Annotated in this window: 19 protein-coding genes; 17 read left to right on the plus strand and 2 right to left on the minus strand. The window is 36.1% G+C overall.

What is annotated here, in order from left to right:
- Positions 1–330: 330 nt before the first annotated feature.
- Positions 331–528 carry a PID-CTERM protein-sorting domain-containing protein gene (locus FAF07_RS07985; protein WP_142784600.1) on the plus strand — a complete coding sequence of 66 codons (198 nt, stop codon included), beginning with the start codon at positions 331–333 and terminating at the stop codon, positions 526–528.
- On the opposite strand, the gene FAF07_RS07990 is transcribed toward FAF07_RS07985, so the two are convergent.
- Positions 525–1,127, minus strand: coding sequence for a riboflavin synthase (locus FAF07_RS07990; protein ID WP_142784601.1), 603 nt, complete (start codon positions 1,125–1,127; stop codon positions 525–527). The genes FAF07_RS07985 and FAF07_RS07990 overlap by 4 nt on opposite strands.
- A gap of 64 nt (positions 1,128–1,191) precedes the next feature.
- Between FAF07_RS07990 and pdxA the strand changes: the two genes are divergently transcribed.
- The 16 genes from pdxA (at position 1,192) to FAF07_RS08070 (ending at position 14,481) form a co-directional block, all read left to right on the plus strand.
- A complete protein-coding gene (gene pdxA, locus FAF07_RS07995) occupies positions 1,192–2,271 on the plus strand; it encodes a 4-hydroxythreonine-4-phosphate dehydrogenase PdxA (RefSeq protein ID WP_142784602.1) in 1,080 nt (359 codons plus the stop codon).
- 130 nt (positions 2,272–2,401) lie between these two features.
- Positions 2,402–2,941 (plus strand): YceD family protein, encoded by a 540-nt coding sequence (locus FAF07_RS08000; protein WP_142784603.1) that lies wholly within the window; start codon positions 2,402–2,404, stop codon positions 2,939–2,941.
- 9 nt (positions 2,942–2,950) lie between these two features.
- Positions 2,951–3,154, plus strand: coding sequence for a 50S ribosomal protein L32 (rpmF, locus tag FAF07_RS08005; protein WP_142784604.1), 204 nt, complete (start codon positions 2,951–2,953; stop codon positions 3,152–3,154).
- A 180-nt stretch (positions 3,155–3,334) separates the two neighbouring features.
- Positions 3,335–4,330: a beta-ketoacyl-ACP synthase III gene (locus FAF07_RS08010; RefSeq protein WP_142784605.1), complete on the plus strand. Its 996-nt coding sequence runs from the start codon at positions 3,335–3,337 to the stop codon at positions 4,328–4,330.
- 27 nt (positions 4,331–4,357) lie between these two features.
- Positions 4,358–4,840, plus strand: coding sequence for an acetyl-CoA carboxylase biotin carboxyl carrier protein (gene accB / locus FAF07_RS08015; protein WP_142784606.1), 483 nt, complete (start codon positions 4,358–4,360; stop codon positions 4,838–4,840).
- A gap of 93 nt (positions 4,841–4,933) precedes the next feature.
- Positions 4,934–6,286 carry an acetyl-CoA carboxylase biotin carboxylase subunit gene (accC, locus tag FAF07_RS08020; protein WP_142784607.1) on the plus strand — a complete coding sequence of 451 codons (1,353 nt, stop codon included), beginning with the start codon at positions 4,934–4,936 and terminating at the stop codon, positions 6,284–6,286.
- Between the two features lie 232 nt (positions 6,287–6,518).
- Positions 6,519–7,631, plus strand: a complete 1,113-nt coding sequence (locus FAF07_RS08025) for an NAD(P)/FAD-dependent oxidoreductase (RefSeq protein WP_142784608.1) — start codon at positions 6,519–6,521, stop codon at positions 7,629–7,631.
- Positions 7,632–8,081, plus strand: coding sequence for a 3-oxoacyl-ACP synthase (locus tag FAF07_RS08030; RefSeq protein WP_142784609.1), 450 nt, complete (start codon positions 7,632–7,634; stop codon positions 8,079–8,081).
- 60 nt (positions 8,082–8,141) lie between these two features.
- Entirely contained in the window at positions 8,142–9,281 is a 1,140-nt protein-coding gene (locus tag FAF07_RS08035; RefSeq protein ID WP_185956544.1) for an NAD(P)/FAD-dependent oxidoreductase, read from the plus strand.
- Positions 9,278–10,003 (plus strand): methyltransferase domain-containing protein, encoded by a 726-nt coding sequence (locus FAF07_RS08040; protein WP_142784611.1) that lies wholly within the window; start codon positions 9,278–9,280, stop codon positions 10,001–10,003. The genes FAF07_RS08035 and FAF07_RS08040 overlap by 4 nt, the downstream gene beginning before the upstream one ends.
- Complete coding sequence (locus tag FAF07_RS08045) at positions 10,000–11,052, plus strand: type III polyketide synthase (protein WP_142784612.1); 1,053 nt, start codon at positions 10,000–10,002, stop codon at positions 11,050–11,052. The genes FAF07_RS08040 and FAF07_RS08045 overlap by 4 nt, the downstream gene beginning before the upstream one ends.
- 1 nt (position 11,053) lies before the next feature.
- A complete protein-coding gene (locus tag FAF07_RS08050) occupies positions 11,054–11,851 on the plus strand; it encodes an SDR family oxidoreductase (protein ID WP_142784613.1) in 798 nt (265 codons plus the stop codon).
- Between the two features lie 54 nt (positions 11,852–11,905).
- Entirely contained in the window at positions 11,906–12,358 is a 453-nt protein-coding gene (locus FAF07_RS08055; RefSeq protein WP_142784614.1) for a 3-hydroxyacyl-ACP dehydratase FabZ family protein, read from the plus strand.
- Complete coding sequence (locus FAF07_RS08060) at positions 12,355–13,629, plus strand: beta-ketoacyl-[acyl-carrier-protein] synthase family protein (RefSeq protein WP_142784615.1); 1,275 nt, start codon at positions 12,355–12,357, stop codon at positions 13,627–13,629. The genes FAF07_RS08055 and FAF07_RS08060 overlap by 4 nt, the downstream gene beginning before the upstream one ends.
- Before the next feature lie 4 nt (positions 13,630–13,633).
- Positions 13,634–13,888 carry an acyl carrier protein gene (locus FAF07_RS08065; protein ID WP_142784616.1) on the plus strand — a complete coding sequence of 85 codons (255 nt, stop codon included), beginning with the start codon at positions 13,634–13,636 and terminating at the stop codon, positions 13,886–13,888.
- Complete coding sequence (locus FAF07_RS08070; RefSeq protein WP_142784617.1) at positions 13,885–14,481, plus strand: 4'-phosphopantetheinyl transferase superfamily protein; 597 nt, start codon at positions 13,885–13,887, stop codon at positions 14,479–14,481. The genes FAF07_RS08065 and FAF07_RS08070 overlap by 4 nt, the downstream gene beginning before the upstream one ends.
- On the opposite strand, the gene FAF07_RS08075 is transcribed toward FAF07_RS08070, so the two are convergent.
- The gene (locus FAF07_RS08075) at positions 14,438–15,382 is read right to left on the minus strand and encodes an ABC transporter ATP-binding protein (protein WP_142784618.1); all 945 of its coding nucleotides are present in this window, start codon (positions 15,380–15,382) and stop codon (positions 14,438–14,440) included. The genes FAF07_RS08070 and FAF07_RS08075 overlap by 44 nt on opposite strands.
- Positions 15,383–15,401: the final 19 nt, after the last annotated feature.

The raw sequence follows: 15,401 nt of genomic DNA on the forward strand, positions 1-15,401 counted from the left end.
TACTGAAAAATTTTATTTTTTAGAAAGTTATGAATTTAAAGATCACTGTTTATCAATTAGTTACAATCAAGTCTTTGTTCTAACAGCAAAGCGGTCTTGATTCTTTAATCGGACAATAATGATTTATAATTTTAAAATATTTTATGTTTTCTAAAACCATTTTCCTAAAACCAATTTTATATATTTGTATCAGAAGAAAATTGAGGGATTGATTTTTCCTAAAAAGACGGTGATTTTAATCGAATTTTTACACCGTTAATGGTGTTTCTTAAATAGTTTTTTGACGATTTTTTTTTGCTAACTCCCTTTTTTTCATAACTTTAACTCCAAATGACAGGACATAATAAAATAATTTTGGCCTCAATCTTATTTGTATTAGTAAGTGTGGTGTGTTCTGCTCAAGGCGATCCAGTTTTACCGCCACCAGGACCACCCCCTGCACCTGGTTTTCCAATTGATGGCGGCGCCATTGCAGGTGTTGTTGTCGCTCTTTTTTATGGAGCTAAAAAATTATTAAAAAAGCATTAAAACTGCTCCCGTTCCTTTTTCTGTAATAACCTTGCAACATATTTCCCCAATACATCAAATTCTAAATTGACCATATCACCAATTTGTAGTCTGTTAAAATTCGTATGCTCAAAAGTATAAGGTATAATGGCAACACTAAAGCTGTCCGTTTTAGAATTAACAACCGTTAAACTCGTACCATTTATGGTTATAGACCCTTTTTCGATGGTAACATTGTTTAAAGAAGCGTCATAGCTAAAGGTGAAAACCCAACTTCCATTAGCGTCTTCAATTTGGGTACATTGGGCAGTTTGGTCTACATGACCTTGTACCATGTGACCGTCTAGTCTATCACCAAGCTTCATTGCTCGCTCTATGTTAACTTGGTCATTAATTTTCAATGCTCCAAGATTCGTCTTATCTAAAGTTTCTTTAATGGCGGTAACGGTGTATTCGTCATTGTTAATATTAACAACGGTTAAACAAACACCGTTGTGCGCTACACTTTGGTCGATTTTCAATTCTGTTGCTAATCGACTTTTTATGGAAATATGAAGGTTTTCTAGTTCATGATCCAAAAGCGTTACTAAACCTGTATCTTCAATAATGCCTGTAAACATATTATTATCTGTTTATTTGGTTAAATTTGCAATATCAAAATTACGAACAAAAGTTATCTTTTTAATGAAGACAGAAGAAAATATACTAGTAGGCATATCAATTGGTGACTTAAACGGTATTGGAGGAGAGATCATCCTAAAAACATTTGAGGATGTTAGAATGTTGGAGTTTTGCACGCCTGTAATTTTTGCATCCATAAAAACGCTAAGCTTTTTAAAAACGCACTTTAAATCTGGAATCAATTTCAAAAGCATTGATAATATTAATCAAATTGAAGTTGGAAAAGTAAACGTCTTAAATTGTTGGAATGAGGCGATAAATATAGAGTTTGGCCAAGAAGACGCTACTATTGGAGCATACGCCTTCAAGTCGCTTCATGCTGCAACAATAGCATTAAAAAATAATGACATAGATGTGTTGGTAACGGCACCAATCAACAAACACAATATTCAATCTGATGATTTTGCCTTTCCCGGTCATACAGATTATTTAGCAAAAGAGCTTGAGGGAGAAAGCTTAATGTTTATGGTAACCGATACGTTAAGAGTGGGCTTGCTAACAGACCATGTGCCTGTTAAGGATGTGGTTAGCCATATTTCGTCAGAACTCATTCAGAAAAAAATAAATACGGTTTATAAATCATTAATGGAAGACTTTAAGATAAGACGACCAAAGATTGCTGTGCTAGGAATTAATCCGCATACAGGCGATAACGGGGTTATTGGTACAGAAGATGATGATGTGATGAGGCCCACGCTAGCAAAAATTAAGGAAGAAGGGAAACTGGTTTATGGCCCTTATGCTGCCGATAGTTTCTTTGGATCCAATAATTATAAGAATTTTGACGCTATTGTGGCCTCCTATCACGACCAAGGCTTAATTCCCTTTAAAACCTTATCATTTGGAAATGGTGTAAATTTCACGGCCGGATTGAATAAGGTAAGAACATCGCCAGACCATGGCACCGCTTATGAAATTGCAGGAAAAGGAATAGCAGACGAAAACTCTTTTAAAGAAGCGGTATTTACAGCCATCAAAATTTTTAAAAACCGCCAAACACATAGAGAACTAACCGCCGATGTTTTGAAAAAAGCACCGCGAATCAGGCAAAACAAACCAACTTATAACCGGCAAAAGGATTAAAATTGCAGTGGTGTTTTCATGCAAACTGTAAATGCAAATTGCCGTCTAAAGATATAAACAAAAAAATGTTTATAAGTATCGCTACGTAAATAAAAATTTATATATTTGCAGGCTCAAAATAGATGTGAGAATGAAGCCATTGAAAGAGTTTACAATTCCATTTGTAGGGTTAAAGATAGCAAAACATCATTTTGAGTACGATATTGAACAGTCGTTCTTTGAATATTTTGAGTATGAAGATTTTAATAATGTAGATGTTAAGGTAAATGTGGTTTTAGATAAAAAATCGACCTTACTGGAATTGCATTTTGAAATTTCTGGAACTGTTAATGTAAATTGTGACTTGACCAATGAACCTTTCAATCAAGCGATTGATAATGAATTTGATTTAGTGGTTAAGTTTGGAGAAGCGTATAATGACGAAAATGAAGATATTCTCATTGTTTCTCATGGCACTTACGAGATTAACATTCAGCAGTACATATATGAGTTAATTGTACTTTCAGTGCCGACCAAAAGGATTCACCCAGGGGTTGAAGATGGCACATTAGACTCAGACATACTTGATAAGTTAGAAGAATTAAGTCCGAAGCAGGACAGGAAAATAGAATCAGAACAGGACATCGATCCTAGATGGAATACATTAAAAAAACTATTAACGGATAAATAAAAATATAAAATGGCACATCCTAAAAGAAAAATCTCGAGAACGAGAAGAGACAAAAGAAGAACACATTATAAAGCAACTGCGCCACAGATTGCTACTTGCCCTACTACAGGAGAACCGCATTTATATCACAGAGCGCACTGGCATGAAGGTAAGCTATACTACAGGGGTCAAGTATTGATTGATAACTCAGAAGAAGTAGAAAACGTAGCATAAGTTTTATGCATGCATATTATAAAAACGCTCACATGTGAGCGTTTTTTTTATGATATGTTTTTTCTAAAACACAAAATCACTTAATTTGCGTATTATTTCGCCAAAATTTAGTAGTTTTCACGAAATTTTTAACGTTTTTGAGCAAATTATTGATGTTTGGTTCAAATTAACTAAGAAGGTATGAGTAAAATTTCAGCAGCTATTACAGCTGTAGGTGCCTATGTACCAGAGTTTGTATTGACCAATCAGATCCTAGAAACCATGGTTGATACTAACGACGAGTGGATTACTGCGCGTACTGGTATTAAAGAGCGTCGAATACTTAAAGACGACGGAAAGGGCACTTCTTTTCTAGCTATAAAAGCCGCTCAAAATCTTATTGAAAAAAAGGGCATTGATCCTAAAGATATAGAACTTGTTATTGTTGCTACAGCAACTCCAGATATGAAAGCGGCCTCTACAGCTGCTTTTACTGCAACCCATATTGGTGCAACTAATGCCTTTTCGTTTGATTTGGATGCAGCATGCTCAAGTTTTCTATTTGGTATGTCTGTTGCCGCTAAGTATATTGAATCTGGGACTTATAAGAAAGTACTCTTAATAGGTGCAGATAAAATGTCATCCATGGTCAATTATAAAGACAGAGCAACATGTATCATTTTTGGTGACGGGGCAGGTGCCGTTTTATTTGAACCTAATAACGAGAGTTTGGGACTTCAAGACGAGTACCTAAGAAGTGATGGCTCAGGACGAGAGTTTTTACAAGCCACATATGGCGGTTCTTCATTTCCATCAACACCAGAAGCCATAGAAGAAGGAAAACATTTTGCTTTTCAAGAAGGAAAAACTGTATTTAAAAATGCTGTATTTAATATGGCAGATGCAGCGGTCAAAATGTTAGAGCGTAACCAGCTTACAAATGATGATATTCAATGGTTAGTAGCGCATCAAGCCAATAAACGTATTGTTGATGCTACCGCTAATCGAATAAATCTAGACGATAAAAAGGTCATGATGAATATACATAAGTATGGCAATACAACATCAGCAACCTTGCCTTTACTTCTGCATGACTATGAATCACAGCTTAAAAAAGGAGATAATTTGATATTCGCAGCCTTTGGTGGCGGATTTAATTGGGGGTCCATTTACCTAAAATGGGCATATAATTCATAATACTAACCATAAACTAAACATGAAACTATGGATTTAAAAGAAATTCAAAACTTAATCAAATTTGTTGCCAAATCAGGTGCAAGCGAGGTTAAATTAGAAATGGATGATATTAAAATTACGATAAGAACAGGTTCCGAACAAGAGCATTCTACAGTGCATTATGCACCTATGCAAGCACCAATGCAACAAGCGCCTCCAGCGCCTTCTGAGCCACAACAAACAGGAGCTAAACCAGCAGTAACAACCAGTGCAGCTGATGAGAGTTCAAAATATATCACCATAAAATCACCAATCATTGGAACATTCTATAGGAAACCTTCTCCGGACAAACCTTTATTTGTTGAAGTAGGTCAAACTATTGCAGAAGGGGATGTACTGTGCGTTATTGAAGCGATGAAACTTTTTAACGAGATAGAATCTGAAGTGTCTGGAAAAATTGTCAAGATATTAGTGGATGATTCTTCACCAGTAGAATTTGATCAACCATTATTTTTAGTAGATCCATCTTAATTTGAAGTTTAAAGTGAACGTTTAAAGTTTAGGAGCACCCTTTGCAACTAAATCACAAACGAACTAACCATAAACTTTTAAACTCATAAAGATATGTTTAAAAAAATACTAATTGCCAACAGAGGTGAAATAGCATTACGTGTTATTAGAACCTGTAAAGAAATGGGCATTAAAACTGTAGCTGTCTATTCCACGGTCGATGCCGAAAGTCTGCATGTAAAGTTCGCAGATGAAGCGGTTTGCATTGGTCCAGCTGCTAGTAGTGAATCCTATTTAAAAATGTCTAATATTATAGCCGCTGCCGAAATTACCAATGCAGATGCTATTCACCCCGGTTATGGGTTTTTATCAGAAAATGCTAAGTTTTCAAAAATCTGCGAAGAGCACAATATTAAATTTATTGGCGCATCTCCGGACATGATAGACCGCATGGGAGATAAAGCCAATGCTAAAGAAACCATGAAGGCTGCTGGAGTACCTTGTGTACCTGGAAGCGATGGTATCATCAACACATTTGAAGAATGCCAAAAGGTTGCAAAAACAACTGGCTATCCTGTTATGCTAAAAGCATCAGCAGGTGGAGGCGGTAAGGGCATGCGTGGTGTTTTCAAGCCAGAAGATTTAAAGGACGCTTGGGATTCTGCAAGACAAGAAAGTAAAGCAGCATTTGGTAATGATGATATGTATATGGAAAAGCTCATCGAAGAGCCCCGTCATATCGAAATTCAAATTATTGGGGATTCTCGCGGTAAAGCCTGTCACTTATCAGAAAGAGATTGTTCAATTCAACGTCGCCACCAAAAATTAACCGAAGAAACCCCGTCGCCTTTTATGACGGATAAACTTCGTGATAAAATGGGAAAAGCTGCCGTAAAAGCAGCAGAATATATTAAGTACGAAGGTGCTGGAACTATCGAATTTTTAGTCGATAAGAACAGAAACTTCTACTTTATGGAAATGAATACCCGTATTCAAGTAGAACACCCAATTACAGAACAGGTTATTGATTTCGACTTAATTCGTGAGCAGATTTTAGTGGCTGCAGGCGTGCCCATTTTAGGAATTAATTATACGCCTAAGTTACATTCTATTGAATGCCGTATCAATGCTGAAGATCCTTTTAATGGCTTTAGACCATCACCAGGAACAATCACAACATTACACGCGCCTGGAGGTCATGGTGTGCGATTGGATACGCATGTATACGCAGGTTATGCCATTCCACCAAATTATGATTCTATGATTGCGAAGCTTATTACAACGGCGCAAAGTAGAGAAGAGGCCATAAATAAAATGAAACGTGCCTTAGATGAATTCGTTATAGAAGGGATTAAAACAACTATTCCTTTCCATAGACAACTTATGGATCATCCAGATTATTTGTCGGGTAATTACACCACCAAGTTTATGGAAGATTTTGTCATTAAAAAACAAACTGAAGAATAAAAAGTATAAAACTCCGGAAAGCTATTTTCGGAGTTTTTTTTATGGCGTTACCACAAGGGTCGGGCTTTTCGCTATATCTTTTTAAAATGTCATAGTAATTAGTGAGCGATGTGAATGCCCCATTATTATTTACTTGACAATTAATTTAGTCCCCGCCAATTTTAAAAAGGATGCCGCTACAATCCCTAACGCAAACCAATTCAACATCAAAGTAAAATAGTAAATTAGCATTATGAATTTTTCATATTGGGAAATAAAAACCTGGTTATCAAATATCGATTTCACTATTGTTGGCAGCGGTATTGTAGGACTAAGTTGTGCGTTACATCTAAAAAAACGATTTCCAAAAGCAAAAATTTTAATACTCGAAAAAGGAACACTCCCACAAGGCGCCAGTACAAAAAATGCTGGATTTGCATGTTTTGGAAGCCTTAGTGAGATTATTGAAGATTTAGAATCACATGCTGAAGATGAGGTTATCGAGCTCATTAAAAGACGCGTTCAAGGTTTAGGCCTATTAAGAGAAACTTTAGGCGATAAGAAGATAGACTATCAAAATAACGGCGGCTACGAACTCTTCGATAACAGTAATAACGATTTATATAACACCTGTTTATCCAAAAGCAATGAGATAAACAAGTGGCTTAAACCCGTTTTTAAAGATGATGTTTTTAGTTTAACCACTAACCTATTTCATTTTAATAATATAAACAATCAATATATCTTTAATAAGTTTGAAGGCCAAATAGATACGGGTAAAATGATGGAGGCGTTACTTCAAAATGTACAATCTAAAGGCATAAAAATCTTGAATAACGTTATGGTTGAAGCATTTTCAGAAGACGAGGATGCTGTGAAATTAAAAACAAATATCTTTGAGTTTTCAACAAAAAAATTATTGGTGGCTACTAACGGATTTGCTTCGCAACTCATTAGCGAAAAAGTAAAACCTGCACGCGCACAAGTACTCATTACTAAACCCATAAAAAACCTTCACATAAAGGGCACATTTCATTTAGATAGAGGCTATTATTATTTCAGAAATATTAATGATAGAATCCTTTTAGGAGGTGGACGCCATTTAGACCTTAAAGGTGAAGAAACTACAGATTTAAGTCAAACAGCAGGTATTCAAAATACCTTAGAAACACTGTTAAGTCAAACCATTTTACCAAACACCCCCTTTGAAATTGAGCATCGTTGGAGCGGTATTATGGGTGTAGGCAATCAAAAAAAGGCCATTGTAAAACCACTTTCTAACCATGTTTTTTGTGGTGTACGTCTAGGAGGCATGGGTGTTGCCATTGGCAGTTTAGTTGGGAAAGAGTTGGCAGATTTAGTGTAGATGAATATAAAGCAACAATTATTTAATCAATGTTCTAAATGTCTTGATGCGAGGTATCAAACCATTCAAGATACCATAAACGGGATACAGGAATCCTTAACGTCTGAAACTAAAAGCAGTGCAGGAGATAAGCATGAAACAGGTAGAGCGATGCTTCAATTGGAACGTGAAAAAGCAGGCAATCAATTAGCGCAAGTTCAAAAAGAAAAAGACATACTTGCCAAAATAGATATATCATGCACTTTTCAAACTGTTGGCTTCGGGAGTGTGGTATATACCAGTAAAGCCAATTATTTTATAGCGATAAGCGCGGGTAAAATGACTGTAGAAAACGATGCATTTTATGCCATTTCAGCAGAAACACCAATAGCTAAATTACTAAAAGGCCATACCACAGGCGATGTGCTAAGGTTTAGAAATGAAACATTCACCATAGCATCCATTCTCTAATTTCCATGGCATTTAAATTACACCTATCTTTAATCAAAATTGGTTTTAGAAAAAGCGCCCGTGGATCTATCAAGCTCAAAATTTGATGTTATCATTATTGGCGGTGGGTTAGCAGGCTTGTCGGCAGCTATTCATCTATCCAAAAGCCAGCTAAAAGTTTTAGTTATTGAGAAAAGCAGTTACCCAAAACACAAAGTTTGCGGCGAATATATTTCTAATGAGGTATTGCCTTATCTTGATTTTTTAGAAATACATGTTTTTGAATTAGGAGCGACGGCTATTTCAAAATTTGAGATGTCTTCACAAAACAACAAATCGCTGAAAGCACAATTACCTTTAGGCGGTTTTGGTATTAGTCGGTATACCTTAGATGAGGCTTTGGCTCTTAAAGCTAAGGAAAAAGGAGTTTCCCTGGTTATGGACACCGTTATGGATGTCACATTCCAAAGCGACCTATTTACAGTACGTACAAAAAACGGTCAAGATTTTAATACAAAAATCGTAATTGGTGCTCATGGGAAACGTTCCAATATTGATAGGAGTTTGAAACGTGATTTCATAAAAAATAAGTCGCCCTATTTAGCAGTAAAAACACATGTAAACGGCGATTTCCCAGATGATTTGGTAGCGCTACACAATTTTAAAGGCGGGTATTGTGGTGTTTCTAAAGTTGAAAACGGGATTATAAATCTCTGTTATATCACCAATTATAAAGCCTTCAAACAGTATAAAGATATTAATGAGTTTCAACAGGAAGTAGCCTATAAAAATGATGCTTTAAAAAATATATTTAAAAGCACCTCTCCCATATTTGAGACGCCGTTAACCATTAGTCAAATTTCTTTTGAAACAAAAAACCCAGTAGAAAACCATATCCTAATGTGTGGCGATTCCGCCGCTATGATTCATCCACTTTGTGGCAATGGCATGAGTATGGCGATAAGAAGTGCTCAAATAGCATCAGAACTTATTATTGATTATCTTCAAAGAAAAATTGAATCGCGACTTAGCTTAGAAAAAGCCTATACTCAACAATGGAATAAAGAATTTAAAAAACGCTTAAGAATGGGACACCTCGTGTCTAAACTGTTTAGAAGTGCTTATTTATCTGAGTTTATGCTATTTTTAGTGCGTGCAAATCGCAAAATTTTACCTTATATTATAAAACGAACTCATGGTAAACCCATGCGCATTAGATGAGCCTATTGGTAAACACAAAATACAGAACGGATGCTACCGAAATTATGGACGATTTCTCTATTAAAGGGGAACTATTGCATGATTCTCTGGACAAGTTAGCACATATTAATACCTGGTTAGGTGGCAACCAAGTTACTATAAATGGATTAAAAAATATATTAAAGAACCACCCAAAAAATCAGCCGCTAAAAATAATGGATTTGGGTTGTGGTGGGGGCGATATTTTAAGAGATGTTGCAATGTTTGGTAAGCGCAACCAGTATCAATTTGAACTTATTGGTATCGATGCTAATAAAGCCACAGTAGACTATGCTTCAAAATTATCAGAAGGATACGAGAATATAAGTTTTTTGCATCTCGATATTTTTTCTGAAGCCTTTAATAATCTGGAGTACGACGTCGTTTTAGGTACTTTATTTCTGCATCATTTTAAAGAAGATGAACTTATTATTTTGCTTAAAAATTTATTAAACAAAACTAAAATAGGTATTGTTATTAATGATTTACATAGGCATAAGATGGCATACTATTTATTTAAAATTTTATGCCTCACCATAAGTAATAAAATGATTATTGAAGATGGCTTAACATCCGTGTTACGCGGATTCAAAAAATCGGAAATTGAACATATTTCCAACAAAATTCATGCGAAATATTCTGTTAATTGGAAATGGGCTTTTCGCTATCAATGGATTTTACAAAAGCACCATAACAATATATGAGCGTAAAAATAGTAGCCGTGGCAAAGCAATTGCCAAAGTATACCAGAGAAACTAAGGATATTATTCCGTATTTAAAAATATGGATGTCCGGTCAGGACGACCGTTTTCAGCGTAAAGTGATTAAGCTTTTTGAAAATGCTGGTGTAGACCGTAGATATTCCATTATGGATGCTGAAGATGTTTTTTTAAGAACATCTTTTGAAGAAAAAAACGATATCTACGCTAAAGAGGCAGTTAACCTCGCAGAAAGCGCTTTGATAAAATCTTTGGATAAAGCCAATTTAAAAGCTCAAGATATCGACTATATCATTACCGTAAGCTGTACGGGTATGATGATTCCGTCTATGGATGCCTATTTAATCAACCGACTTAAAATGCGGCAAGATATTGTACGCCTCCCCGTAACGGAGATGGGTTGTGCGGCAGGTGTTTCAGGGATTATTTATGCAAAAAATTTCTTGAAGGCAAATCCTAATAAACGGGCTGCGGTTATTGCTGTAGAATCCCCCACTGCCACGTTTCAGTTAGACGACTTTTCAATGGTGAATATTGTTAGTGCTGCTATTTTTGGAGATGGTGCGTCAAGCGTTATTCTTTCCTCTTATAAAGATGAAGAGGGTCCAGAAATTATAGATGAAGCGATGTATCATTTTTATGATGCAGAAACCATGATGGGCTTTAAATTAGTGAATACAGGTTTGCAAATGATTCTTGATAAGGCAGTTCCGGAAACCATTTCGAATCATTTTCCTAAAATAGTCCATCCGTTTTTGGCACGAAATAAAGTCTCTATTGAAGATGTTGACCACTTAATTTTCCACCCAGGTGGTAAAAAAATTGTACAAACGGTTGAGGAATTATTTGGATCTTTAGGAAAAAATATTGATGACACGAAGGAAGTTCTTAAATTGTATGGCAACATGAGTAGCGCGACTGTGTTATATGTTTTAGAGCGCTTTATGGATAAGCAATTACCCAAAGGCGACCTTGGCCTAATGCTGAGTTTTGGCCCTGGGTTTTCAGCACAACGGATACTATTAAAATGGTAATATGAATAATGAATTTGAACATAAAAACTATTGGGCAGTAATTTTAGGCGGGTCTAGCGGTTTGGGTTTGGCGACAGCTAAAAAACTAGCCAAACATGGTATGAATATATGTGTCATTTATAGAAATTCGAGAGCTCAAGAAGCCGGTGTTAATGCAGAATTTGAAATGATTAAGGCAGAAAACATCGCATTTAAATCTTATAATGTAGATGCTTTTAAGGCAGAAAAAAGGGATAACATAATTTCAGAATTAAAAGGCATTTTTGGGATTAAAGGAAAAGTACGAACCTTAGTACACAGCGTAGCCAAAGGTAATTTGAAACCGATGATAGATGATGAGAAACCCACCTTGCAACATGATGATTTTAACTTGACCATAAATGCTATGGCCATCAGTTTATACGATTGGACAAAAGCTATTTTTAATGCCAGGTTATTTGCTGAGGATGCTCGAATAATAAGTTTTACAAGCGAAGGGAATACCAAGGCCTGGAAAAATTATGCTGCAGTATCGGCAGCTAAAGTGACCTTGGAAGCGATTACCAGAAACTTGGCGTTAGAGTTCGCGCCGTACGGTATACGGGCAAATTGCATTCAAGCAGGCGTTACGGATACAGCCTCATTACGAATGATTCCTGGAAGTGAAAAAATCATAGAATTCACTAAAAAAAGAAATCCTTTTAAACAATTAACCCAGCCTGAGCAGGTGGCAGATGTCGTGTATTTGTTATCCAAGGATGAGGCCAGTTGGATTAACGGTTGTATCATTCCGGTAGATGGCGGTGAGCACATATCTTAATCTATTTCAATTTGTAATTTATGCAGATGAAGTGATTCAGAAATTAAATGACATATGGACAGTGATCAAATTATAAATCTATTACCCTATCAAAAACCGTTTCTGTTTGTCGATGGACTTACTTCAGTTTCGGAACATAATATCACGGGACATTATACCTTCAAAAAAGACGAGTATTTTTATAAAGGCCATTTTAAAAACAAGCCCGTAACCCCAGGTGTGATACTAACAGAATGTATGGCGCAAATAGGTGTGGTGTGTTTAGGTATTTATATAATGAAAAATCAATCGGATAATTATCCGGATTCAGATGTGAATCAGCCGCAAATTGCCTTGACATCAAGCTCTATGGATTTTTTTTTACCTGTTTTACCTGGTGAGCGGATTACGGTAACTTCAGAAAAAGAAGTTTTTCGTTTTAATAAATTAAAATGTAAAGTCAAGATGTATAATGATGAAGGAGAGTTGGTTTGTAGAGGTGACATTTCAGGAATGATGAACCCATGAAAAACAAGGTCGTAATTACAGGTTTAGGTGTTGTCGCTCCAAATGGAGTGGGGCTCGATGCATTTACAGAGGCCATAAAAAATGGTAAATCGGGCATTGTATTTCATCAAAATCTTGAAGATTTAAATTTCTCGTGTTGCATCGGTGGTATTCCACAAGTTTCCGAAGAAAAAAAACTAGAGTATCTAACACCTTTACAACTTAGAGGGTTTAACAGCTCGGGTATTTTATATGGGTGTATGGCGGCTATAGATGCCTGGAAAGATGCTGGATTGAATGTTGATCCTAAAAGCGAATTGGACTATGATTCTGGGACTATTTTTGGTACCGGAACTTCTGGTGTAGATAAATTTAGGGACGCCATTTACAAGTTAGATGATAAGCAAGTCAAGCGTTTGGGAAGTACCGTTGTCGTGCAAACGATGGCTAGTGGCATCAGCGCCTATTTGGGAGGTATTCTCGGTTTGGGCAATCAAGTCACGACGAATTCCTCTGCATGTACAACGGGTACGGAAGCCATTATCATGGGTTTTGAGCGTATCCAATCTGGAAAGGCAAAACGCATGCTGGTTGGTAGTTGTAGCGATGATGGGCCTTATATTTGGGGAGGTTTCGATGCGATGCGCGTCATGACCTATAAACATAATGAATCACCAACACAGGGATCTAGACCAATGAGTGCTTCGGCAAGTGGCTTTGTTCCCGGAAGTGGCGCAGGAGCCTTCGTGTTGGAATCTTTGGAAAGCGCTTTGGAAAGAGGAGCAACCATTTATGCTGAGGTTTTGGGAGGCCATGTTAATTCTGGTGGTCAACGACATTCGGGAACAATGACGGCACCCAACCCTGAGGCGGTACAAAAGTGCATCACAAAAGCGATGGATAATGCGAATATAAAATCTTCGGATATTGATGTTATAAATGGGCATTTAACGGCTACCTCAAAAGATGTTTTGGAAATTGAGAATTGGATTAAGGCTTTAAACCGAAACGGAAAAGATTTCCCCCATATAAATTCCTTAAAATCTATGGTGGGCCATTGTTTAGCGGCAGCGGGGAGTATTGAAAGTGTGGCTACCGTATTACAGCTAAACGGTCAGTTTATCTTTCCTAATATTAACTGTGAAGATGTACATCCAGAAATTTTAGAGCTCATAGCGGAAGAAAAGATTCCAAAAAAAATACTGCAAAAAGAATTGCGCATGGCTATTAAGGCCAGTTTTGGTTTTGGTGATGTCAATGCTTGTGTTATATTTAAAAGATATATTGAATAAAATTATGAATAAAGAAGAACTCATTGTTAAACTTAAGTCTATTGTTGCGCCATATATTCAAGATGAAGTGGCTTTCAGTAATTTATCTGAAAGCACAAATTTCATAACCGATTTAAAAATTAATTCAGCTAATTTAGTAGATGTGATTTTAGATGTTGAAGATGAATTTGACATCAGGATTGAAAATGATGAAATGGAACAAATGACATCCGTAAAAGCTGCAATGGATATTGTTACTATGAAACTAGCCGATAAATGATAGGGAATGACGTGGTCGATTTACACAGCGCATCTTTAGATTCTCCAGATAGTTCCAAAAATGCACGACGTTATAAACGTTTTTTAGATAAAATCTTTTCGATTAAAGAACAGGAAATTATTAAGGTTTCTAAAGATGGACATCAAACCATTTGGTTGCTTTGGAGCATGAAAGAAGCTGCTTATAAAATATATGTTCAGCAATTTAAAAAGCCTTTTTATAATCCTAAAAGGATAGAATGTCAATTACTTTTAAGCAGTGAAGGCTTAGTGAAGATTGAAAACACTAGTTATAAAACGCGTTCTAAAATCTCTAAAGATTGTATTTATACAACGGCATCTTCAATGGAGAGTCGTGTATTGAAATCAAAGTTTTTTCAATGTAAAATTGGTGACGCCGTCGTAACATCAGAGTTTATAAAAAACAAGTTGATAAAACATGTATCTAAAGCAAGTCAATTACCTATTTCAGCGTTTTCAATCAAAACATTTGATTTGGGTATTCCGAAGTTGTACCTAAATAATTCCAAAACAAACGATTCCATATCTTTTACGCACCATGGTCGGTTTTCTGGCTATGCAATCTCGAGTTAATCTTTAAATACACCACATCGCCTACTGCCATTTCTATGTCATGATGAAAGTAAATGATGTTATCATTTAAATTCGCTTCAACCAAATAAAAATGGCCATTGAAATATGATTTTGTCACGGTAACTTTTAACTCAGATGATGCAACGACCCTCAATTGATGGGCGTAAATAATGTCACCATTTAGCTCATTAAACTCACCAAAAAAAGCAGCAATTAATTTATCTTTAGGATGTTCGTAGAGCGCCTTGGGCGTATCATGAGCTACTATTTGATGATTATGCAAAACCATCATACGATCCGAAAACGGCACGACATCATCTTTATCATGTGTCGCCACAATGCAGGTAATTTGTTTTTCTTTTAAATATTTGAAAAGACCTCGCCTAAGCGATTGCTTTTTAAAATTATCAATATGACTAAAGGGCTCGTCAAGTAAAAGCACTTCGGGTTGATTGGCAATGGCGCGGGCAATGGTGACGCGCTGCTTTTGGCCACCGCTCAAATACTTCACTTTAATAGTTGCAAAATCACCTAATTCCACAACATCCAATAGTTCGGCAATACGCTGCTTTTTTTCTTTAGGATAAAAGTTTGACAGAAAAGCACCTATGTTTTCTGATACGGTGATAAAGGGCATTAAGTCGAATTCCTGAGCCACATATTTCATAAAATCCGGACCTATAATAAGATTAGATTTTGGTCCTAAAATTTCAATGTCTTTCCAAAAAATATGACCCTCATTTAAATCATAGGTCCCATAGAGTAATTTTAAAAGGGTACTCTTACCAGAGCCACTTTCCCCTATAATTGAAAAGTGATCGCCTGCTTTAACTGAAAAACTGATGTTATTTAGAACAGCTTTTTTTTTATAGCGAAAGGATAAGTTGTTTATTTGGAGCATATGAATTTATAATTAGGCC

It is taken from the genome of Changchengzhania lutea, from assembly GCF_006974145.1.
Classification (GTDB): Bacteria; Bacteroidota; Bacteroidia; order Flavobacteriales; family Flavobacteriaceae; genus Changchengzhania; species Changchengzhania lutea.

Coding starts and splice junctions, on each gene's coding strand:
- FAF07_RS08000 (WP_142784603.1), top strand. CDS start 2,402: ATGAAGCCATTGAAAGAGTTTACAATTCCATTTGTAGGGTTAAAGATA.
- FAF07_RS08045 (WP_142784612.1), top strand. CDS start 10,000: ATGAGCGTAAAAATAGTAGCCGTGGCAAAGCAATTGCCAAAGTATACC.
- FAF07_RS08060 (WP_142784615.1), top strand. CDS start 12,355: ATGAAAAACAAGGTCGTAATTACAGGTTTAGGTGTTGTCGCTCCAAAT.
- accB (WP_142784606.1), top strand. CDS start 4,358: ATGGATTTAAAAGAAATTCAAAACTTAATCAAATTTGTTGCCAAATCA.
- FAF07_RS08040 (WP_142784611.1), top strand. CDS start 9,278: ATGAGCCTATTGGTAAACACAAAATACAGAACGGATGCTACCGAAATT.
- FAF07_RS08050 (WP_142784613.1), top strand. CDS start 11,054: ATGAATAATGAATTTGAACATAAAAACTATTGGGCAGTAATTTTAGGC.
- FAF07_RS08075 (WP_142784618.1), bottom strand. CDS start 15,382: ATGCTCCAAATAAACAACTTATCCTTTCGCTATAAAAAAAAAGCTGTT.
- FAF07_RS07985 (WP_142784600.1), top strand. CDS start 331: ATGACAGGACATAATAAAATAATTTTGGCCTCAATCTTATTTGTATTA.
- FAF07_RS08065 (WP_142784616.1), top strand. CDS start 13,634: ATGAATAAAGAAGAACTCATTGTTAAACTTAAGTCTATTGTTGCGCCA.
- rpmF (WP_142784604.1), top strand. CDS start 2,951: ATGGCACATCCTAAAAGAAAAATCTCGAGAACGAGAAGAGACAAAAGA.
- FAF07_RS08055 (WP_142784614.1), top strand. CDS start 11,906: ATGGACAGTGATCAAATTATAAATCTATTACCCTATCAAAAACCGTTT.
- FAF07_RS08030 (WP_142784609.1), top strand. CDS start 7,632: ATGAATATAAAGCAACAATTATTTAATCAATGTTCTAAATGTCTTGAT.
- accC (WP_142784607.1), top strand. CDS start 4,934: ATGTTTAAAAAAATACTAATTGCCAACAGAGGTGAAATAGCATTACGT.
- FAF07_RS08010 (WP_142784605.1), top strand. CDS start 3,335: ATGAGTAAAATTTCAGCAGCTATTACAGCTGTAGGTGCCTATGTACCA.
- pdxA (WP_142784602.1), top strand. CDS start 1,192: ATGAAGACAGAAGAAAATATACTAGTAGGCATATCAATTGGTGACTTA.
- FAF07_RS08070 (WP_142784617.1), top strand. CDS start 13,885: ATGATAGGGAATGACGTGGTCGATTTACACAGCGCATCTTTAGATTCT.
- FAF07_RS07990 (WP_142784601.1), bottom strand. CDS start 1,127: ATGTTTACAGGCATTATTGAAGATACAGGTTTAGTAACGCTTTTGGAT.
- FAF07_RS08025 (WP_142784608.1), top strand. CDS start 6,519: ATGAATTTTTCATATTGGGAAATAAAAACCTGGTTATCAAATATCGAT.